This is a genomic window from Pseudomonas sp. 2835, from assembly GCF_050435905.1.
GTDB lineage: Bacteria > Pseudomonadota > Gammaproteobacteria > Pseudomonadales > Pseudomonadaceae > Aquipseudomonas.
In genome coordinates, this window is the sequence record NZ_JBNDLE010000001.1 from 223,471 (window position 1) to 243,429 (window position 19,959).

Sequence of the window (19,959 nt, forward strand, 5' to 3'; positions counted from 1 at the left end):
TTCGATGACCTCTGCAACGCACAACTCGCCCTTGATCTTTCATCGCAGCTTGATCGCTGCGGCCCTGCCTGGTTGGGTCAGCCACCTGCGGGCCAAGGACTTCAAGGCCCTGTTGCATAGCCAGCAGCACCCTGGCGAACTGACGCAATCGCCCGAACTCGAGGCGGCCTTCAACACCGCGCAAACCACTCGCCAGGCTCTGGCCTTGCAGCTCGCCGAGCTCAAGGGCATCAGCGACTTCTGTCGGCCGCTGCTGGCACGCAAGTTACGTGAGGCCTACCGGCTTGACCTCGATGTGCTCAAGGCGCAACTGCACCAGGTGGGCTTTGAAACCATTGGCGGGCGCACGCTGCCCAAGGGCGGCACACGCAGCAGCAGCCTGCTGCAAGCGGCCTTGCAGAACTTCAGCGACAACGAAGACCTGGGCCCTTTCAGCTACCTTGCCAACGAGCATGATCAGCCACTGGACATGACCTGCGCGCAGTTCGTTGCCCTGTGTCGCGAGCTCGATCTTGGCAAGCAGTACCAGGCGCACCTGGCCCAGGTGTTCGATACGCCTGCCTCGGCGGCGGGGCTCGCCGCCAGCATGAGCGAGGCGGGCCGGGCCGAGTTTGTGCTGCAGGTGCAGCGTGCGCGCAGCAAAGGTGAAATCAGCGAACAGGTGCTGACCCTGTTGCTGGCGCTGGCCAGCGGCGCGCCTGGCACCATGCCCAGGCTCGATGGCAAGGCCGTGGTTTGCCGCCAGGTCAGTGTGCTGGGCAGCGTGCTGGACGGTGTGCTGTTGATCGGCCCTGATCCGGCGGCCAGCAATGTCACTGAACGCTGCGTGGCCTGGATCGCCGGCGCGCCGTTGTCTGCGCTCAAGGAGTACTCCTCGACCAGCGCCTTTGCCCACGACCTGGCCACGAGCTTGCAAGGTAAGGATTACCGCCAGGCGATCCTTAACTGCGTGCCCCAGAGCGAGCGCCGCGCATTCCTGCATGCCCTGAACGGCGCGCTGTATGTCGAACGTTACCAGGGCGATGAGAAAATCCTGCAGCCGATCCTCAATCCGCGCCTGCAGGTGCAGGAGCGTGCGCTCGGCGGTGAACTCTGGAGCCGCTTGCAGCGCCTGCACGTGCGTCGCTTGAAGGCTAACGCCCGGGTCCTGGCGGTGCCTACCAACGATGAAGACCGCGCCGCACGCCTGGCGCGCCTGGAGCACTGGCTGGACATCGGCCTGAATGTGCTCAACGCCGCAGCTTTTGTCATCCCGGCGCTCAACCCGCTGATGCTGGTGGTTACCGGTGCGCAACTGATGGGCAACCTGTTTCATGGCGTGCAAGCCTGGGAGGCTGGTGAAACCGCCGAGGCCGTGGCGCAGGTCGAGTCGCTGGCGGTCAATCTGGGCTTGATTGCTGCGCTGGGCGTGGCAGGCCGCGCCGTCGAACCCTCACTGTTTGTCGATGGTCTTGAGCGTATAGAACTGGCCGACGGCCAGGTGCGCTTGTGGAAGCCCGATTTGAGCGGCTATGAAAGCCCGGTGCAACTGCCTGAGCGCCTGGCGCCCAATGCCTTGGGGCAATACGTGCTGAACGAGCGACTGTACATTCGCCTCGATGGCAAGCTGTATGAGCAGCGCTACGATGCCGACGGCCAGCAGTGGCGCATCAGGCACCCGCACAACGACCACGCCTATGAGCCGCCGCTCAAGCACTACGGTAACGGCGCCTGGCAGTTTCAGGGTGAACAGCCGCTGCACTGGCAGCGCGGCCAGTTGCTGCGGCGCATTGGTGTGCTGGCCGAGGGGCTCGATGATGCAAGCCTGGCCCAGGCTGCCGATATCAGCGGTGTCGACGATGATGTGCTGCGGCACATGCACGTCGAACAGGCGCCGCTTGCGCCGCTGCTCGCCGATACCCTGCAACGCCTGCAGCTAAACCGGCGCATTACCCGGATGGTTGCCGATGTTCGTAGTGGTGCGGCGCTGGAACCGGGCATGACCTATCCGGTGGCGTTATTGGTCGAGCTGCCCAACTGGCCGGACAACCGGGTGTTGCAGGTGTTCAAGGGGCCGGAGCTATGGGGTGAATCGCAAACGTATGGCCTGGAGCGCTGGCCGCAAGGTCATGCAATCAAGTTACTGGCCGCCGATGTGCGCAGCGGCAGGCTGGCCGAGGTACTGCTGCAAGCGGTGAGCGAGGTGCAAGGCACCGAACTGCTCGGTGAGCACTTGCCGCAGGCGGAGCAGGCGCCGGCCCTGCGTGAACAATTGGCCAGCCTGACAGAGCGGCGGCGCAGCGCTATATTCGACAGCCTGTATGCCAGTGGCGAGCATTCCCCCGAGCAGGGTTACAAAGCCCTGCAGCGTGACTTTGCCCTGCTGCCTGATTCAATGGCGCAAGAGATCGTGCGCCATGCCAGCACCGCGGAGCGCGCGCAATTGCTGGGCGAACAGGCGCGGGTGCCGCGACGCCTGGCGGAAGAAGCGCGGGCCTATCAGCGCCAGCTTCGTCTGAACCGCGCACTGGAGGGGCTGGTGTTTGCGGCGCACATGGCGCTGGACAGCGAGCGCCTGGGGCTGCAGATGCTCGCCGAGCTGCCCGGCTACAAGAGTGAAGTGCGCCTTGAACTCCATCATCAGACCCTGGGTAGCGACGTGTTGGCCAGCATCGGTGACACCGATGCCGAACTCAGGTCGCTGCTCAAGTACGAAGCTGGCTATCGCGTCTTTGACGCCCGGGGCAATGAACTGGGGGGAAGTGATGACTTCTTTGCCGCGCTGTTGCGCGCGCTGCCCGATAGCGTGCGCGAGTCACTTGACGTGCACATCCACGAATCCGCCCAACTGCGCCAGCGCCTGGTGCGCCAGGCCCTGGGCAATCGCGCCCGTTGTTCGATCCTGCTCGGCCAGCAACCCTCGCGGCCCTGGCTGCAGTCGCCATTGCGCCTGGCCGACGGGCGCCGTGGCTACCCGTTGGGTGGTGCGCTGGGGATGTTGCGTTCTACCGAATATCAACGCTTGAAAGTCTTGTACCCCGAGCTGCACGCCAACGAAATTACCACCATCAAGAACCGGCTGAGAATCGAGAACGACGACCTCGGCGCGGCCATCCAACGCCTGGAGGACGAGTATCGCCAGCTCGGGCAGACCCTCGACAACTGGGTTGCGCAGCGCCCCGGCGCTCACGAACGGGTCGATAGGGAAATGCTTCGTGACCGGCTCAAGGCCGCCTGGCGTCGTGTGGGCGGCGAGAATAAACATGAGCTGGATCTGTCCTCTTGGACGCCTGGCGGTTTGCCAGCGATCAATGCGCGCTTTCCCCATGTCACGAGATTGTTCCTGAATCGAATGGAACTGAGCGCAGTGCCAGAGTCTTTTCTTTCATCGTTTACCGAACTCAGGGCGCTGAGCCTGGAACATAACCGTCTGACGGAAATTCCCGCGACCCTTGGCAACCGAACCAAACTGAGCGTGCTTAATCTGGAAGGCAACCTGATCAGCGCCAACGCGCGCATGTTCGAACCACTGCAAAATCTTCGGGCATTGCGCTGGCTCAACCTTGCGGGTAACCAGATGTCCACGCTGCCGGTTGAAGCTATCCATGCCCTGGGCTCACTTGACAGCCTGAGCACTCTAGGCCTGCGGGCCAATGGCCTGACACTGGATGCCGGACAATTGCAGGCACTGGCGGCCATCCCATTGCAGGAACTTGACCTTGGCCGTAACGCCATCGAGCTGGACGAGGCCGGGGCGGCGGCTTTTGCCGGCCTGGTGCGGTTGCGCACGCTTAACCTCGCCGACAACCCTCTGGGCCGGGCGCCTCATCTGGGTAGTTTTAGGGCACTGGAGCACCTGAACCTGCGTGCCTGCCAAATTGAAGACTGGCCCGAAGGGCTAACGGAATTGATGCACCCCCGCAGGCACGTTTTACGCACGGTGGAGCTAAGCAGCAACGAGCTGACCGAGCTTCCGGATCTGGCGGCTACCGCCTTTGGCGCCGCGTTGCGTGCCGACGGTCAACAAAGCCGCTGGCTACTGCTCAACCAGAACCCGCTCAGCGAGGCTGCTGCCAGCCATTTGCGCGGCCTTGGCATGCCGTACAGTCGCAGTGGCAGCGGCCTGGCCGCCGGCTGGTTGCGAGAGGCGAGCGCCGAGCAGCAGCAATTGTGGGACAGCTTGTTCCCGGATGATGACACCCATCGCCCGCTGTTGCTGGTGCTCGACCGGGCGCTGGAGTCCAGCGAGGCCAGCTACTCTTTCAACGGTATGTCTGCAAGGGTGTGGGACCTGTTGCGCGCAGCGGCGGATTCCGACGAGTTGTTCCGTGACCTGCAGAGCGTCGCCGACGCCTATCCGCCCACCTGCGGCGACGCCGGGGCTGACGGTTTCAGTGCGCTGGAAGTCGAGTTGCTTGTCCATCGCCTGAGTCAGCAGGCACTCGACCCGCTGCAGCGTACGGCAGCAGTGGTTGGCTTGTACAAGCAGCTCTATCGCCGCGACCTGGTAAATTCCCTGGCCCAGCGTATCGGTCTGGCGCGCGACCTGCGTCGCAACGGCATTCGCGCGGGCACCCGGCCGCTGCCTGCCTTCGACCCGCTGGACAACCTCACCGACCTGGACCTGGAGCATGAGGCTGATCCTGTGGAGATCCGCCTGAGGTTGCGTCAGAAACTGGCCGACAAGCTCGACTTTCCCGAGCCCTCCAGCGGCATGCTGTTTGCGCACCGGGCCGACGTTGACCAGCGCGTGATCAAGAACGTCGAGCGCGAAGTGCTGCGCTTGAGCAAAGAGGTGGAGGCAAGGCAGGAATGGATGGTGCTGCAGCCCGGCTGGAAGCGCTATTTGCGCAAACTGCACGGGCAGCGCTTCGAGGTTTTCGAGCAACAATGGCGCGATGCTGCGGACTACCTGCTGAGTTGCCTGTACGACTGGCACGATTTCGACGGGCCGCTGGCGCCCGACGTGCGCAGCGCCGTGCAGCAGATCCTGCCTGATGCGCCGGTGGACGGGCAGGGGCATCTGCAACGCTTGGCGCTGTCGGAAGGACGCTACTTCACGGCTGAGCAACAATTGAAAGAGGTCAGCACTGCTGCCGAGCACGGGCTCATCCTTGAGCTGACCCGCAGCAGCGAAACCTGATCGTTTTGACCCGCCATGCCTTGCGCTGCACCCTCAGCGCAAGGCAAGCGCACTGGCGTCCTGGGCATGCAATGCGCGAAAGCCTTGGGCTTCTTCCACCAGCCAGTCATGCACCGCCCGTGCCCCCGGGTGTGCCAGGCCACCGGGCGGGTAGAGCAGCACATAACGCTTGTGGTTGGCGATCGGCAGGCCGAACGGCACGATCAGCGCCCCGCGCTCCAGCTCATCGTTAAGCAGGGTGCGACGGGCAATGGCCACGCCGATGCCGGCAATCGCCGCCTCGATGGTCAGGTGGTTACGGTTGAAGGTATGCCCGCGGCGCACATCCAGGCCACTGGCGCCAATCCCTTCCAGGTAGAACTCCCACTCGGCGTACTCCGAGCTGCCGCGCCAGGCGGTGATGTCGTGCAGCAACGGGTAGTGCGCCAGGTCCGCCGGGCCATGCAGCGGCGGGCGGCCGCGCAGCAGGGAAGGGGCGCAGACCGGGAAGATCTGCTCATCGAGCAGGGGCGTCGAATGCATGCCCGGGTAGCTGCCGTCGTTGAGGTCGATGGCCAGGTCAAAGTCGCCTTCGTGCAGGGCCTGGCTGCTGTCTTCGGCCACCAGGCGCAGCTGGATGTCCGGGTAGCGTTGTTGCAGGCGCGGCAGGCGCGGGGTCAGCCACTTGGCCAGGAATGAAGGGATCGAGCGCAGGCGCAGGGTGCCGCGGATTTCGCCGGCGTCCAGTCGGCGCAATTCGGCATCGATGCTGCCATAGGCTTCGCCGACGGTCTGCGCCAGGCGCTGGCCCTCGGCGGTCAGCTCCACACCGCGGGCGCGGCGCAGGAACAGGCGAAAGCCCAGGCGCTCTTCCAGTTGGCGAATCTGCTGGCTGACTGCACCCGGGGTGATGTGCAGTTCTTCGGCGCAGCGGGTGAACGACAGGTGCCGCGCCGCACAGGCAAACACATGCAGCCAGACGTACATCTGGCCATTCATTTGTCGCTTCATCGTTTAGCTCTGCTAAAGGCTTGCTTAGAAAGTTTCGTTGGTCAAGACGCAAGTGACCGGGCAGTATCGCGCAACTTCGCGACATCCTTCAATTTTTTAACAGTGCCGTTGTGTGACATGGAGTGTTGCCTCGGTCAGGCATTAGCATGGCTATCAGTGTTTTCGACCTTTTCAAGATTGGCATCGGCCCGTCCAGCTCCCAACCGTAGGCCCCATGCGTGCAGCGGCAACCTTTGCCCAGGCCCTGCGTGAGCAAGGTCTGCTGGCGCAGGTCAGCCGGGTCGAGGTGCGCCTGTACGGCTCGTTGTCGGCCACCGGCGTCGGCCATGCCACCGACCGCGCCTGCTTGCTCGGGTTGATGGGCGAGTGGCCGGACCAGATCGATCCGCAGAGCATCGAGCCGCTGATCGCGCAACTGCAGCAGAGCCAGGTGCTGATGCTCGACGGCACGCAGGCGATCCCGTTCGACTGCGCCAGCGACTTGTTGCTGCTCGATGAAAGCCTGCCGTATCACCCCAACGCCATGACCCTGGAAGCCAGCAGTGCCAGCGGTTTGTTGCTGCAGCAAACCTATTACTCGGTGGGTGGCGGTTTTATCGTCGAGGCCGCGCAAGTGGGCACGGCCGGCAACAGTGCCGAGCAGGTGCAACTGCCCTATGACTTCGACAGCGCCGCCCAGCTGCTGGCGCTGTGCAAGCAGCATAAGCTGCGGGTCAGCCAGCTGATGATGGCCAACGAGCTGGCCTGGCGCGAGGAAGCCGAGGTACGCAGCGGCCTGCTGAAGTTGTGGGCGGCCATGCGCGAGTGCGTCGGCAACGGCCTGCGCAACGAGGGTATTTTGCCGGGCGGGCTCAAGGTCAAGCGCCGCGCCGCCAAGCTGCACCGCAGCCTGCAGGAGCTGGGCAAGCCCAATGTCATCGGCTCTACCCTGAGCGCCATGGAGTGGGTCAACCTGTTCGCCCTGGCGGTCAACGAAGAGAACGCCGCCGGCGGGCGCATGGTCACTGCACCGACCAATGGCGCGGCGGGGATCATCCCGGCGGTGCTGCATTACTACATGAAATTCAACCCCGAGGCCTGCGACAACGATGTCGTCGACTTCCTCCTCAGCGCCGCCGCCGTGGGCATCCTGTGCAAGAAGAACGCCTCGATCTCCGGTGCCGAAGTGGGCTGCCAGGGCGAGGTCGGATCGGCCTGCGCCATGGCCGCGGCCGGCCTTGCCGACGTGCTCGGGGCCACGCCCATGCAACTGGAAAACGCCGCCGAAATCGCCCTGGAGCACAACCTCGGGCTGACCTGCGACCCGGTCGGCGGGCTGGTCCAGGTGCCGTGCATCGAGCGCAACGCGATTGCCGCAGTCAAGGCCATCAACGCTGTGCAGATGGCCTTGCGTGGCGATGGCGAGCACTTCATTTCCCTCGACCGGGTGATCCGCACCATGCGCGATACCGGTGCCGACATGCATGCCAACTACAAAGAGACGTCCCGCGGCGGCCTGGCGGTCGCCTTCGTCGAGTGTTGATCGCTTAGAAACCATCTCCCTCAAGGATTGCACCCATCCTGTGGGAGCCGGCCTTGCCGGCGATGGGCTGCACCGCAGCCCCAGGCTTTACCCCGCAACAAAGCAGTTCGTTCATACGCAACAAAAACAACTACAAGGCAATATCGATGACTGATGTAAATAGCACCACGACCGTTCGTGTGGAACCGGCTGCGCCTGCGCAAAGCCGTGCCTGGAGCCGTCACGACACCACCTGGGTCCTGGGCCTGTATGGCACCGCCATCGGCGCCGGTACCCTGTTCCTGCCGATCAACGCCGGGGTAGGGGGCTTCTGGCCGCTGCTGGTCCTGGCGGTGCTGGCCTTCCCCATGACCTTTTACGCCCACCGCGGCCTGACCCGTTTCGTGCTCTCGGGCAAGCGCGGCGCCAGCGAAGACATCACCGAAGTGGTCGAAGAGCACTTCGGCGTCGGTGCCGGCAAGCTCATCACCCTGCTGTACTTCTTCGCCATCTTCCCGATCCTGCTGGTGTACAGCGTCGCCCTGACCAACACCCTGGGCAACTTCATGGAGCACCAGTTGCACATGACCCCGCCGCCGCGGGCGCTGCTGGCCTTGCTGCTGATCTGCGGGCTGATGATCGTGGTGCGCAGCGGCCAGGGCATCATCGTCAAGGTCATGAGCCTGCTGGTCTACCCGTTCGTGGCCGCGCTGTTGCTGCTGGCCGTGAGCCTGATCCCCAACTGGAACGGCGCCTTCTTTGCCCAGGCAAGCGAAGGCATGCCCCTGGAGCTGTTCTTCAAGACCCTGTGGCTGGCCATCCCGGTGATGGTGTTCTCGTTCAACCACTCGCCGATCATCTCTGCCTTTGCCGTTGACCAGAAGCACCGCTACGGCGAGCAGGCCGACGCCAGGAGCGGCAAGATCCTCGCCAGCGCCCATGTGATGATGGTACTGACGGTGATGTTCTTCTGCTTCAGCTGCGTGCTGGCCCTGAGCCCGGCCGACCTGGCTGCCGCCAAGCAACAGAACATCTCGATCCTGTCGTACCTGGCCAACCACTTCCAGACCCCGGTGATCGCCTTTGTCGCGCCGCTGATCGCGCTGGTGGCAATCACCAAGTCGTTCCTCGGCCACTACATCGGTGCCAGCGAAGGCTTCCAGGGCATGATCGTGAAAACCCTGCGCAGCCGTGGCAAGCATGTATCGAGCAAACGCCTCGAGCAAATGACCGCGCTGTTCATGGTCATCACCTGCTGGGCCGTGGCGACCCTGAACCCGAGCATCCTCGGCATGATCGAGAACCTCGGTGGGCCGATCATCGCCTGCCTGCTGTTCCTGATGCCGATGTACGCCATCCACAAAGTGCCGGCGTTGCGCAAATACTCGGGCAAGGTCTCGAACGTGTTTGTGGTGCTGATCGGTCTTATTACACTGTCGGCGATTCTGTTCTCGTTCTTTGCCTGACGTCCCCTTCTGATATGCTGGCTATAGCCTATAGCCAGCATTCAGTCGCACAGGGACCTGCATGAAAACCATCGCCAACCTCAGCGCCACGGTGCTGCACCGTCACTATGGCGAACACGCCTTTGCCGAGGCGCTGGCCCTCAAGGAGCTGCACGGACTGCAGATCATCACCTATGGCGTAGCCGGCAACCTGGCGTCGATGGTCAAGCACCTGCACAACACCTTCCTGCAACGTGCCAAAGGCTCTTGCCGGGTGATGATCGGCCTGTCGAGCATCGACAAGATTGGTTCCGAGGCGCTTGCCGCGCAGATCTACAAGCTGTTCGAGCATTTCGATCCGCAATCGGGCATCGAGCTGTTTGTGCATGGCGCTTGCCACGTCAAGCTGCTCAGCTATCGAGGGGTGAGTTTTCTTGGCTCGCAGAACCTTTCGGGTGCCGCCGAACCTTACTTCAACGGGATCGAAGGCAAGTTCTACTTCAATCGTTTTCACGAAGCCCTGGTGCGCATCGAAGATCCTGGCAACGTCTGCGCCAGAGCCCTGTTTGACCGCGTGCTTGACGATCGCATGCTCTGTCAGCGCATCTGTCGGCGCAGCGATGCCCAGGCCTATGCCCAGGCGCTGATCGAGGGGGTGAAGATCGACACCGCCGCCAGCCATGTCGCTCAAGCCATGCAACTGCGCACGGCGTTGGACGGCGTGACCCGCTACATCTGCCTGGAGCCTGAATGCCGCGATCGCGTTGCGCTATTCCGGCTGCTATCGAAAATAGGCCAGGCCAGTGCGCCGCATACCCTGGTCGAGGAACTGTTCGATGAGTTGTATGGCACCGACGACTTTGCCGAGGTGAAGGATGAAGCGCTGCTGTTCAGGCTTTGGAGCCTGGTCCACTCGCTCAATGACCAGCTTTCTTTGCACAAGCCGAAGGTGCTGGAGTTGCTGGAGGAGGCCGAAGCCCTCGAGGCGTTGAAGTTAGATGCGCAGGCACTCCAGGAATTCGGGCAAGACCTTCAGCAACTGGCCGACCGTCACCTGCTCACCGATCTCGAGGATTTTGTCGAGGACCAGGAGTTTGCGATCATCCAAACCATCATGTCGAACCCGGAGTACGAGCATACCTACATGTATGGGACAACGGACGAGGACGGCAACCTCGACCAGCAGCGCATCGAGCGCAACCTCTGCAACAGCGAGCTGATGTCGCTGGATCAGAAGCTCAAGCGTATCGACCCTCGGCCCATCCTCGACGCCATCGAGCAGTGCCTGGGCCGTCATCTGCACCGCATTCATGACTCATCAGCGCTGCTGCAGCGGGCCAATGCGCTGTTGCAGGACATCGAACAGCAGTATCAGCATGAGCTGCGCAGTGAGGAATTTCGCACGTTTTTGCGCAACCGCAACCTGCTGCCGGAGCCTTCGCTGTTCTGATGTATCAACCGGGCGATCCTGCGCCGAGATCAAGCCTGCGATCTCGGCGCGTGGTCAGCGACTAGCGCGACTCGCTCTTGAGCTTGGCGAAGCTTTTGCGCAGGTCGCTGGCCCAACCGTCCAGCACTGGCTTGACGTTCTCCAGGGCCAGTTTGGAGGTGTCGTTTTCCAGGGCCTCGCCGGTGCCTTTGCGCACCACCTGGGCGATCACCTTGTTGTTGCCGCCATCGAGGAAGGCCGCTTCGGTGGCGATGTCCACTTCCTGGTCGCGGCCGCCGGCGGCGGTATTGACCGCAGCGGCCACCAGGGCGATGGGGATCACTTCGTAGGGCTTGAGGCCTTCGGTCTTGGTCGATACCGCGGTAATCGCCGGGCGTACCACCAGCACGCCTGGGCCCGGGCCTTGGGCCAAGGGCAGCTCGGCACCGAGTTCACGCTTGAGCGCAGTGTTGTAGTACTGGGTGATCTGGCTCAGGGCCTGGGCCGAAATTACCGCAGTGGGCTGGGGCTTTGGGTAGAACTGGCTGGGCTCGATATACACCTTGGTGAAGCGTGCGGCTTTCACCTGCGGGTCGATCCAGCGCATCACCGGCTGGCCGGAAATGCTTTCGGCGGGCTTGAGGCGGCTATAGTCTTTGAGAAATCCGGAGTACTGGCTGGGGTCGACCTGGTTGCTGGAGCAACCGGCCAGAACGGTAAGGGCGCAGCAGAGCAGGGTGGAGCGCAAGGTGGGCTTCATCGACTTTCGTTTCCTTGGCAATGACCGCACGGTACAGGGGATTGATCGCCTGAACAACGCTAGCAGTTCTTGGCCTGGCCGCCAGTTCATTGACCCCCATCAAGCGTGCCCTGGCCAATCAGGTGCAGGGTGAGCAGTCAATACCGCCCCGTCGAGGACACGCCCATGGCCAAGATGAAAGCTGCAATTTTCGTTGAAAAGAACCGCATCGTGCTGGACGAAAAGCCGATCCCCGAAGTGGGCCCGCTGGATGCGCTGATCCGCATCACCACCACAACCTTGTGCGGTACCGACGTGCATATCCTGCGCGGTGAGTACCCGGTGGCCAAGGGCTTGACCATCGGCCATGAGCCGGTGGGGGTCATTGAAAAACTCGGATCTCAGGTGCAGGGCTTTGTCGAAGGCCAGCGGGTGATCGCCGGCGCCATCACCCCCAGCGGCCACAGCTTTGCCTGCCTGTGTGGCTGCGGCGCCCAGGACGGCCCGGACACCCGCCACGGCTTTCGTGCGGCGGGCGGCTGGAAGTTTGGCAACAGCATCGATGGCAGCCAGGCCGAGTATTTGCTGGTGCCGGATGCCACCGCCAATCTCTGCGCCATCCCCGAGCACCTGAGCGACGAGCAGGTGCTGATGTGCCCGGACATCATGTCCACCGGGTTTTCTGGCGCCGAGCGCGGCGACGTGCAGATCGGCGATACGGTCGTGGTCTTCGCCCTCGGCCCGATTGGCCTGTGCGCGGTGGCCGGGGCGCGGCTCAAGGGCGCGACCACCATCATTGGCGTCGATACCGTTGCGGCGCGCATTGAAGTGGCGCACAGGCTCGGTGCGACCCATGTGGTCGACTTCAACCAGGGTGATGTGGTCCAGCAGATCATGCAACTCACCGATGGCCGCGGGGTTGACGTGGCCATCGAGGCACTGGGCACCCAGTCGACCTTTGAGTCGGCCCTGCGGGTGCTGCGCCCCGGTGGCACCTTGTCGAGCCTGGGCGTGTACTCAAGCGACTTGCGCTTGCCGCTGGATGCCTTCGCCGCAGGACTTGGCGATTATCGCATCGTCAGCACCCTGTGCCCCGGCGGCAAGGAGCGCATGCGCCGGCTGATGGAAGTGGTGGGCAGCGGCCAGGTGGACCTCAAGCCGCTGGTGACCCATCACTTCAAGCTCGATGATATCGAGGCGGCTTATGAGTTGTTTGCCCATCAGCGGGATGGGGTGATGAAGGTGGCGATTACGCCTTGAGTGTGTCGAGCGCAAAGCGCTCGCAATGATTTTGACTATGCAATACTGGTCAATCCTTACCCACCCCTGGTCCCCGCAATGGACTTGCCCCGCCGCCTGCGCAGCAAACAGCTGAAACTCCACGCCCCGGAACTGACCTTCGCTGCGCAACTGCAGGCTGTGCTCAACGCAGGCTACGACTTCCACCATGAATTCCTGCCCTGGGCCCGCGACGACTGGACCCTGGAACAAGCGCGCCAAAGCCTGCTCCAGGCCCGGCAGAACTGGACCGCGCCCCAGGGCGAAAAACGCTACTACCTGTTCCTCGCCAGTGGCGAACTGATCGGCTGCCTGGGCGTGCGGCCGGATGCCCAGGGCAAGGTCGGCTTGGGCTACTGGATCGCCGAGGTCCATGCCCGGCAGGGCTTGATGACCGAGGCGCTGGAAACGCTGTTGCCGGTGCTGGAAGGCTCGCTGCTGTGGCTGACCACGTCGCCGGCGAATGTGGCCTGTCAGCGGCTGGCGGAAGGGCTGGGGTTCAGGCGGGTGGCTTCGGCGGGTGGGGCGAATGCGCGGTTGCGGTATGAGTTGAGGTGTTGATTTAAAGTCGGCGTTGCCTGGATTACGAGCGCTTCGCGCTCGATCGCTGGCAAGGCCAGCTCCCACAAGTTCAGCGTCACGCCGGCCACTGTGGGAGCTGGCTTGCCAGCGATGAGGCCGGCACAGCGCTAGCCAATCTCAGGTCCTAGGACCTATCCTACGCAGTCTGTCGATATCACGCGCTTGCCCGGGGAAGGTCTGCACACTAGGCTCGCTCGGTCACTGAATGTTCGGTGACCGGGTTTGGCGACCCGGACAAGTTAAGACATCACCATTACGCTCTATGGTGGCTGTGCGCGGGAGGGCTTCGGCCCTGCCGGGTTCCTAACTTACCGGTTCGCCAACCCGCGTACAGCTGCCACCCATTTTGTTTGGCGACGAAAGCGTGGCGGCTCCACAAGTTAGGAGTTGACCATGAAAAAGCTCGTCCCCGATCCCCCAAGCCTGCACCTCGCTGAAACCGTCGAAACCCCTGTCAACAGTTGCCCGGAGCATCCGCCGCTATTCAGCGTGTGTGCAGGTGTCAGCGCCGAAGACGCGCTGGTGCATGCCTTGCTGTACCTCAAATGTGCCAGCGCCACTATTGGCCAGGCGGTGCAGCCCCGCAATCGTCAATCCTTGACCAACGCCCGCAACGCCGCCTTCGCCTCCGGCGTTTGCAGTCGCTCGATAAACAGCAAGCCTTCACGTTGAACCGTCGCTTCCAATTCCTGGCGATGGGCATCCTTGAGCAGGCGCTTGCTGATGCGCAGCGCATCCTGGGGCAGGGCCTGCAGCCGTTCAGCCAGCTTGCGCGCCGCCGCCAGGCACTGTTCGCCGTCCTCATGCAGCTCGTTGGCCAGACCCCACGCCACGGCCTGTTCGCCGCTCAGCAGTTCATTGCACAGCAACAAGCGCGCCGCCCGGGCATGGCCGAGCAGGCGCGGCAGTAGCAGGCTGGAGCCAAACTCCGGGCACACCCCCAGCGGCACGAACGGCATGCGCAGCTTGGTGTTACGGCTGACCAGTACCTGATCGCAGTGCAGCAGCAAGGTGGCGCCGATGCCGATGGCAGCCCCCGACACCGCTGCGATCAGCGGCTTGTCCAGTGCCAGCACCACGCGCATCAGGCGGAACACCGGGCTGTCCAGGTCGCTGGGCGGGTTGTCGAGGAAGTCCTTGAGGTCGTTGCCGGCGCTGAAGCACTGCGCGCCGCCGGTCAGGAGGATGACCTCGACCTCGGCGTCTTCCTGGGCCGCCAGCAATAGCTCGCCCAACTGGCTGTACATCGCGTTGTTCAACGCGTTGAGCTTGTCGGGGCGGTTGAAGGTCAGGGTCAGCAGGCCCTGGTGCAGTTCGCGGGTGATCAACTCGTTCATGGCGTGCCTGTGTTGTTGTAGGTATCAGAACGTCGGCGGGGTGATCACCCAGATCACCACCGCATCCACTTCGCCAGGGTTGCCGTAGCGGTGCGGCTCCTGGCTGGAAAAACTGAAACTGTCGCCTTCGCTCAACTGAAAATGCCGCTCACCGACCCACAGCTCGAAACTGCCGGACAGCAGGTAACCTGCCTCTTCGCCGTCATGGCTGTAGCTTTGCTGGCTGTAGGTGCCCGGCGGGAAGCGCGAGTGGAGGATTTCCAGCTGGCGGTTGGGTTGCGGGGTCAGCAACTGATCGACGATGCCGTCTTCGTAGTGCACGCTCAGGCGGCTGTGCTTGCGCACCACGTAGCCGTTGTCCTCCGGGGCGGTGCTGGCCTCGCTGGCGAAGAACCACTGGATGGTCACGCCCAGGCTGCGGGCGATGTTGAACAGCGCCGGGATCGACGGGTAGGAGAGGTTGCGCTCCAGCTGGCTGATGTAGCCGGCGGTCAGCTCGCTCTGCTCGGCAAGCTCGGCCAGGGTCATGCCGCGGCGCTTGCGCAGGCCGCGGATACGGGTGCCGAGGAAATGTGCGGTGCTGGTGCCTTCCTGGCTGGCGGCGGGCGGCGTCTTGTTGCTGTTGCTCATGGCGTGCTCCGAACCGCACTGTCAAAGCCCCGGAGTATAAACAGCCTTACAGGCTCCAGGCGACCTTCAAACCGTCGTAGACGGCTTCTTCAACCGTGCGCGGGGCCAGGCAGTCGCCGATGCGTTTTATCTCGACCAGGCCGTGCAGTTCAGCGGCCAGGGTATCGACCGGCTGATGCCCCTGGCACAGCACCAGGGTGTCGATGTCTTCGAAGATCATCGGCTCGCCGCTGGCGGTGTGTTGCAGGTACACGGTGTTGTCGTCGCAGCCGTACAGGCGCGCATAGGGGGTGATCGGGATGCCCAGCTTGTGCAGCTCGCCAGCCATCTGGTCGCGCACGTACAGCGGCAGGCTCTCGCCGCAGTGGGTGCCGTTGACCGCCAGTTGCACCTGGTGGCCTTCACGTACCAGGCGCTCGGCGATGCCCGGGCCGATCCAGTCGCAACGCCAGTCGACCACCAACACCGAGCGCCCGGGCCGGGCCTCGCCACGCAGGATTTGCCAGGCATCGACCACCTGCAATTCGCCACCGCGCTCGAAGGTCGGCCAGTAGGGTTCGGCGCCGGTGGCGACGATCACCAGGTCCGGCTGTTCGCGCTCGACCAGGGCGCGATCCACGCGCATGTTGCGCACCACCTTGACCCCGGCCAGGTCCATCTCCCGTTGCAGGTTGGTGCTGGCGCCGCCGAATTCGGCCCGACGCGGTAGCAATTGCGCGAGCAGCACCTGACCGCCGAGCTGTGCGCTGGCTTCGTACAAAGTGACCTCATGGCCGCGCGCTGCCGCCACTGCCGCGGCTTTCATACCGGCCGGGCCACCACCGGCGATCATCACCCGTTTGCGCGTGGCAGTCGGCTGCAAGCTGCCGAACTGCTGCTCGCGGCCGGTTTCCGGATGCTGGATGCACGAGATCGGCAGGCCCTTGTGAAAGTGGCCGATGCAGGCCTGGTTGCAAGCGATGCACGCGCGTACATCTTCAACGCGCTCAGTGCGGGTCTTGTTGGGCATTTGTGGGTCGCAGATCAACGCGCGGGTCATGCCGCAGACATCGGCCTGGCCACGGGCGAGGATCAGCTCGGCTTCCTGGGGCTGGTTGATGCGCCCGGTGACGAACAGCGGAATGTTCAGTTGCGCCTTGAAGGTCCCGGCCTCACGCGCCAGGTACGCCGCTTCGATTGCCATCGGCGGGACGATATGCACCGCGCCGCCGAGCGAGGCCGAGGTGCCGGCGACGATGTGCACGTAGTCCAGCTCTGCTTGAAGCAGCTTCACCGCTGCCAGCGATTCATCCTCGGTCAGGCCCTCGGTGTCGCGCTCGTCGGCGCTGATGCGCAGGCCGATGATGAAGTCGTCTGCCGTCGCCGCCCGCACTGCGGCGATCACTTCGCGGACAAAGCGCAGGCGTTGCTGCAGCTCACCGTTGTAGCCGTCGCTGCGGCGGTTGACCCGTGGGTTGATGAACTGCGCCGGCAGGTAACCGTGGCTGGCCACCACCTCGACGCCATCAATGCCGGCCTGGTGCAGGCGCCGGGCCGCGGCGGCGTAACCGGCGACGATCTCGTCGATCATGGCCTGGTCGAGCGCCCGTGGCATCACCCGAAAACGCTCGTTGGGCACCGCCGAGGCCGAGTAGGCCACCGCCAGCAAGCCGTCGCTGGATTCCATGATTTCCCGCCCGGGGTGGAAAATCTGCGACAGCACCACGGTGCCGTGGGCATGGCAGGTCTCGGCCAGTTGGCGGTAGCCGTCGATGCAGGCATCGTCGGTGGCCATCAGCACGTGCGAGGTGTAGCGGGCGCTGTCGTGCACCCCGGCCACCTGCAGCACGATCAGGCCGACGCCGCCAGCGGCACGGGCCTGGTGGTAGGCAATCAGCCGCTCGTTGACCAGGTTGTCGGTGGGCATCGAGGTGTCGTGGCCGCTGGACATGATGCGGTTCTTCAGGCGTTTGCCACGGATGTGCAGCGGTTCGAACAGGTGCGCGAAGGTCGACATGCGGGTCAGGCTCCAGCGGGGTGTTGTTATTATTTTTCTATAGAAGTGTACCGCCAGTAAAAAATCAACTTGTTTTTTTACTGGCCTTTGACTAGTTTGCAAATCACCCCGGGTCCTGGGGCACACCTCACAACAACAAGAAAACGGGCCACGCATCACGTGGTACCGGCAAGAGGAACCATTGATGAAATCGAACCTGCTCAAGCTCTCTCCCTGGTTGCTTGCCCTTGCGGTCGGCGGCGCCCAGGCAGCACCGGACATGGTCGTGGTCGCCTATGGCGGCGCCGGCCAGAAAGCCCAGGATGCGGCGATCTTCAAGCCTTTCAGTGCCCAGGACGGCAGCACGTTGATCCAGAGTGAATACAACGGCGAAATGGCCCGGATCAAGGTCATGGTCGATACCGGCAACGTCGACTGGGACCTGGTGCAGATCGAAGGCCCGGACCTGATGCGCGGCTGCGACGAGGGCATGTACGAACGCCTCGACTGGACCCAGCTCGGGCGTGCCGAGCAACTGATACCCGACGCCGCCCAGGAGTGCGGCTCGGCGGTGCTGGTGTGGAGCGTGGCGATTGCCTACGACCGCAACAAGCTGGCCCAGGCGCCGGCCTCGTGGGCAGACTTCTGGGACGTCAAGAAAATCCCCGGCAAGCGCGGCCTGCGCAAGCGTGCGGTGTACAACCTGGAGTTCGCGCTGATGGCCGACGGGGTCAAGGTCGAGGACGTCTACAAGGTCCTGGCCACCCCCGAGGGCGTTGACCGCGCCTTCAACAAGCTCAGCGAACTCAAGCCCTATATCCAATGGTGGGAAGCCGGCGCGCAACCGGCGCAGTGGCTGAGCGCCGGCGACGTGGTGATGACCTCGACCTATAGCGGCCGGGTCGCCGTCGCCGCCCAGGAGGGCAGCCCGCTGGCCCTGGTGTGGCCGGGCAGCCTCTACGGCATGGACTACTGGGCGATCATCAAGGGCTCCAGGCACGTCGACCAGGCCAAGCGCCTGATCGCTTTCGCCAACCAGCCCGACACCCAGGTGCGCTACGTCAAGGAGATCCCCTACGGGCCGACCAACACCCAGGCCGCCGCCGAGCTTGATCCGAAGCTGGCCAGCTGGGTGCCGACGTCCAGGCAGAACCTTGAGGGCGCCTTGTCGATGAACGTCGAGTTCTGGGTCGATCACGGCGATGAGCTGGAAGAGCGCTTCAACGCCTGGGCCAGTCGCTAACCCTTGTGGCTGGACATCGAGCGGTGTCCAGCCCTATTGTCTGGCCAGCCTTTCGCCTGAGGACAACAATAATGACCGAGACCGAAATCCGCCTGCGCCAGGAACTGGCCGCCTGCTACCGATTGATCGCGCACTTTCGCATGACCGACCTGATCTTCACCCATATCTCGGTGCGCATTCCCGGCCCCGAGCATCATTTTCTGATCAACCCCTATGGCTTGATGTTCGAGGAAATCAGCGCTTCCAACCTGGTCAAGATCGACCTTGAGGGCAGGGCGGTGGAGGCTTCGCCGTATCCGGTGAACCCGGCCGGCTTTGTCATTCACAGCGCCATCCACGGTGCCCGCGACGACGCCCAGTGCGTGCTGCACACCCACACCAAGGCCGGTTGCGCGCTGGCGGCGCTCAAGTGCGGGTTGCTGCCGGTCAACCAGATTTCCATGGAATTCCATGGCAAGGTCGCCTACCACGACTACGAAGGCATCGCCCTGGACATGGCCGAGCAAGCGCGCCTGGTCGATGACCTGGGTGACAAGGCGGTGCTGATTTTGCGCAACCATGGCTTGCTCAGCGTCGGGCGCAGTGTCAGCGAGGCGTTCCTGCGCATGTACTACCTGGAAAAAGCCTGCGAGATCCAGCTGACGGCGATGGCTGCCGGCGAACTGGTGCTGCCGTCGGAAGAAGTCTGTGCCCACACCGAACGCCAGTTCAACGAACCGGCGCGGCCGCTGAAGGAAGGTGAACTGAGTGACCCGGATGGCATGCAACTGGCCTGGTCGGCGTTGCTGCGCCTGCTCGATCGGGTGGCGCCGGGCTATCGCGACTGATCGGGACTTGTTGTACAGTCGTTCAATACGCAATCCTGTGGGAGCGGGCCTTGCCCCGCGATCTGCTGCGAAGCAGCAGTAAAACCTGTCGACACGGTGCAAACAGATACACCGCATTGGCCGCTTTTACGACCGCTTCGCGCTCGATCGCGGGGCAAGGCCCGCTCCCACCGGGTTCCTGCAACTCACTCTGTTCGAGAAACCCTATGTCTCAGGAAGCCCGTTACAGCCGTATGGTCCCGGAGTTGCGCAAGGCCAACCTGGTCGAAGCGACCCTGGTGTGCCTGAAGCGGCACGGCTTCCAGGGCGCCTCGATCCGCAAGATTTCCGCCGAGGCCGGCGTCTCGGTGGGGCTGATCAGCCATCACTATTCAGGCAAGGACGAACTGGTCGCCGAGGCCTACATGGCGGTCACCGGCCGGGTCATGGGCCTGATCCGCGAAGCCATGGCCCAGGCCGCGCCCAATGCCCGCGAACGGCTGTCGGCGTTCTTTCGCGCCTCGTTCTGCGCCGAGCTGCTCGACCCGCAGTTGCTGGACGCCTGGCTGGCGTTCTGGGGCGCGGTGAAAACCGCCGAGGCGATCAACCAGGTGCACGATCACTCCTACGGCGAATACCGCAACGAACTGGGCCGGCTGCTGGCTGACCTCGCCGCAGACGAAGGCTGGCAGGCGTTTAACGCCGACCTTGCGGCCATCAGCCTGAGCGCCTTGCTCGACGGCCTGTGGCTGGAGTCGGGGCTCAACCCCGGGACCTTCACTCCCGAGCAGGGCGTGCAGATCTGCGAGGCCTGGGTCGATGGTTTGCAAGCCGGTGGCCGTCGGCGCTTCACCCTGACCGAGGGCTGTTGATCGGTCGTTC

The 19,959-nt window shown here is 63.6% G+C and carries 13 protein-coding genes and 1 pseudogene; 9 read left to right on the forward strand and 5 right to left on the reverse strand.

Annotated features, from left to right (window positions below; genetic code table 11):
- Positions 1–4 precede the first annotated feature (4 nt).
- A complete protein-coding gene (locus ABIE20_RS00825) occupies positions 5–5,122 on the forward strand; it encodes a dermonecrotic toxin domain-containing protein (protein ID WP_429501957.1) in 5,118 nt (1,705 codons plus the stop codon).
- A gap of 33 nt (positions 5,123–5,155) precedes the next feature.
- Here ABIE20_RS00825 and ABIE20_RS00830 read toward each other — a convergent pair whose 3' ends face one another.
- Positions 5,156–6,112, reverse strand: coding sequence for a LysR substrate-binding domain-containing protein (locus ABIE20_RS00830; RefSeq protein WP_429501959.1), 957 nt, complete (start codon positions 6,110–6,112; stop codon positions 5,156–5,158).
- A gap of 146 nt (positions 6,113–6,258) precedes the next feature.
- Between ABIE20_RS00830 and ABIE20_RS00835 the strand changes: the two are divergent.
- The 3 genes and pseudogenes from ABIE20_RS00835 (at position 6,259) to ABIE20_RS00845 (ending at position 10,508) form a co-directional block, all read left to right on the forward strand.
- Positions 6,259–7,634: pseudogene (locus ABIE20_RS00835) on the forward strand (L-serine ammonia-lyase).
- Between the two features lie 146 nt (positions 7,635–7,780).
- On the forward strand, positions 7,781–9,079 hold the full coding sequence (locus tag ABIE20_RS00840; protein WP_429501960.1) for a serine/threonine transporter: 1,299 nt from the start codon (positions 7,781–7,783) through the stop codon (positions 9,077–9,079).
- 61 nt (positions 9,080–9,140) lie between these two features.
- A complete protein-coding gene (locus ABIE20_RS00845) occupies positions 9,141–10,508 on the forward strand; it encodes a hypothetical protein (RefSeq protein ID WP_429501962.1) in 1,368 nt (455 codons plus the stop codon).
- Between the two features lie 61 nt (positions 10,509–10,569).
- Here ABIE20_RS00845 and ABIE20_RS00850 read toward each other — a convergent pair whose 3' ends face one another.
- On the reverse strand, positions 10,570–11,247 hold the full coding sequence (locus tag ABIE20_RS00850; RefSeq protein WP_429501964.1) for a DUF3313 domain-containing protein: 678 nt from the start codon (positions 11,245–11,247) through the stop codon (positions 10,570–10,572).
- 165 nt (positions 11,248–11,412) lie between these two features.
- Between ABIE20_RS00850 and ABIE20_RS00855 the strand changes: the two genes are divergently transcribed.
- Both ABIE20_RS00855 and ABIE20_RS00860 read left to right on the forward strand, forming a co-directional pair.
- A complete protein-coding gene (locus tag ABIE20_RS00855; protein ID WP_429501966.1) occupies positions 11,413–12,486 on the forward strand; it encodes an NAD(P)-dependent alcohol dehydrogenase in 1,074 nt (357 codons plus the stop codon).
- A gap of 78 nt (positions 12,487–12,564) precedes the next feature.
- A complete protein-coding gene (locus ABIE20_RS00860) occupies positions 12,565–13,065 on the forward strand; it encodes a GNAT family N-acetyltransferase (RefSeq protein ID WP_429501968.1) in 501 nt (166 codons plus the stop codon).
- Between the two features lie 611 nt (positions 13,066–13,676).
- Here ABIE20_RS00860 and ABIE20_RS00865 read toward each other — a convergent pair.
- Genes ABIE20_RS00865 through ABIE20_RS00875 form a run of 3 tightly spaced genes read right to left on the reverse strand, consistent with a single transcriptional unit; the run spans position 13,677 to position 17,049 of the window.
- Positions 13,677–14,423, reverse strand: coding sequence for an enoyl-CoA hydratase (locus ABIE20_RS00865; RefSeq protein ID WP_429501970.1), 747 nt, complete (start codon positions 14,421–14,423; stop codon positions 13,677–13,679).
- 24 nt (positions 14,424–14,447) lie between these two features.
- Positions 14,448–15,053: a helix-turn-helix domain-containing protein gene (locus ABIE20_RS00870; RefSeq protein ID WP_429501972.1), complete on the reverse strand. Its 606-nt coding sequence runs from the start codon at positions 15,051–15,053 to the stop codon at positions 14,448–14,450.
- Between the two features lie 46 nt (positions 15,054–15,099).
- Positions 15,100–17,049 (reverse strand): FAD-dependent oxidoreductase, encoded by a 1,950-nt coding sequence (locus ABIE20_RS00875; protein ID WP_429501974.1) that lies wholly within the window; start codon positions 17,047–17,049, stop codon positions 15,100–15,102.
- Positions 17,050–17,233: 184 nt separating this feature from the next.
- Here ABIE20_RS00875 and ABIE20_RS00880 point away from each other — a divergent pair, with 184 nt between their 5' ends.
- From ABIE20_RS00880 to ABIE20_RS00890, 3 genes are all read left to right on the forward strand, one after another.
- Positions 17,234–18,271, forward strand: a complete 1,038-nt coding sequence (locus tag ABIE20_RS00880) for an ABC transporter substrate-binding protein (protein ID WP_123566848.1) — start codon at positions 17,234–17,236, stop codon at positions 18,269–18,271.
- 71 nt (positions 18,272–18,342) lie between these two features.
- Positions 18,343–19,098 (forward strand): class II aldolase/adducin family protein, encoded by a 756-nt coding sequence (locus ABIE20_RS00885; RefSeq protein ID WP_429501976.1) that lies wholly within the window; start codon positions 18,343–18,345, stop codon positions 19,096–19,098.
- A gap of 206 nt (positions 19,099–19,304) precedes the next feature.
- Positions 19,305–19,949 carry a TetR family transcriptional regulator C-terminal domain-containing protein gene (locus tag ABIE20_RS00890; protein ID WP_429501978.1) on the forward strand — a complete coding sequence of 215 codons (645 nt, stop codon included), beginning with the start codon at positions 19,305–19,307 and terminating at the stop codon, positions 19,947–19,949.
- Positions 19,950–19,959 lie beyond the last annotated feature (10 nt).

Coding starts and splice junctions, on each gene's coding strand:
- ABIE20_RS00880 (WP_123566848.1), top strand. CDS start 17,234: ATGAAATCGAACCTGCTCAAGCTCTCTCCCTGGTTGCTTGCCCTTGCG.
- ABIE20_RS00845 (WP_429501962.1), top strand. CDS start 9,141: ATGAAAACCATCGCCAACCTCAGCGCCACGGTGCTGCACCGTCACTAT.
- ABIE20_RS00870 (WP_429501972.1), bottom strand. CDS start 15,053: ATGAGCAACAGCAACAAGACGCCGCCCGCCGCCAGCCAGGAAGGCACC.
- ABIE20_RS00875 (WP_429501974.1), bottom strand. CDS start 17,049: ATGTCGACCTTCGCGCACCTGTTCGAACCGCTGCACATCCGTGGCAAA.
- ABIE20_RS00825 (WP_429501957.1), top strand. CDS start 5: ATGACCTCTGCAACGCACAACTCGCCCTTGATCTTTCATCGCAGCTTG.
- ABIE20_RS00840 (WP_429501960.1), top strand. CDS start 7,781: ATGACTGATGTAAATAGCACCACGACCGTTCGTGTGGAACCGGCTGCG.
- ABIE20_RS00850 (WP_429501964.1), bottom strand. CDS start 11,247: ATGAAGCCCACCTTGCGCTCCACCCTGCTCTGCTGCGCCCTTACCGTT.
- ABIE20_RS00860 (WP_429501968.1), top strand. CDS start 12,565: ATGGACTTGCCCCGCCGCCTGCGCAGCAAACAGCTGAAACTCCACGCC.
- ABIE20_RS00855 (WP_429501966.1), top strand. CDS start 11,413: ATGGCCAAGATGAAAGCTGCAATTTTCGTTGAAAAGAACCGCATCGTG.
- ABIE20_RS00885 (WP_429501976.1), top strand. CDS start 18,343: ATGACCGAGACCGAAATCCGCCTGCGCCAGGAACTGGCCGCCTGCTAC.
- ABIE20_RS00830 (WP_429501959.1), bottom strand. CDS start 6,112: ATGAAGCGACAAATGAATGGCCAGATGTACGTCTGGCTGCATGTGTTT.
- ABIE20_RS00865 (WP_429501970.1), bottom strand. CDS start 14,423: ATGAACGAGTTGATCACCCGCGAACTGCACCAGGGCCTGCTGACCCTG.
- ABIE20_RS00890 (WP_429501978.1), top strand. CDS start 19,305: ATGTCTCAGGAAGCCCGTTACAGCCGTATGGTCCCGGAGTTGCGCAAG.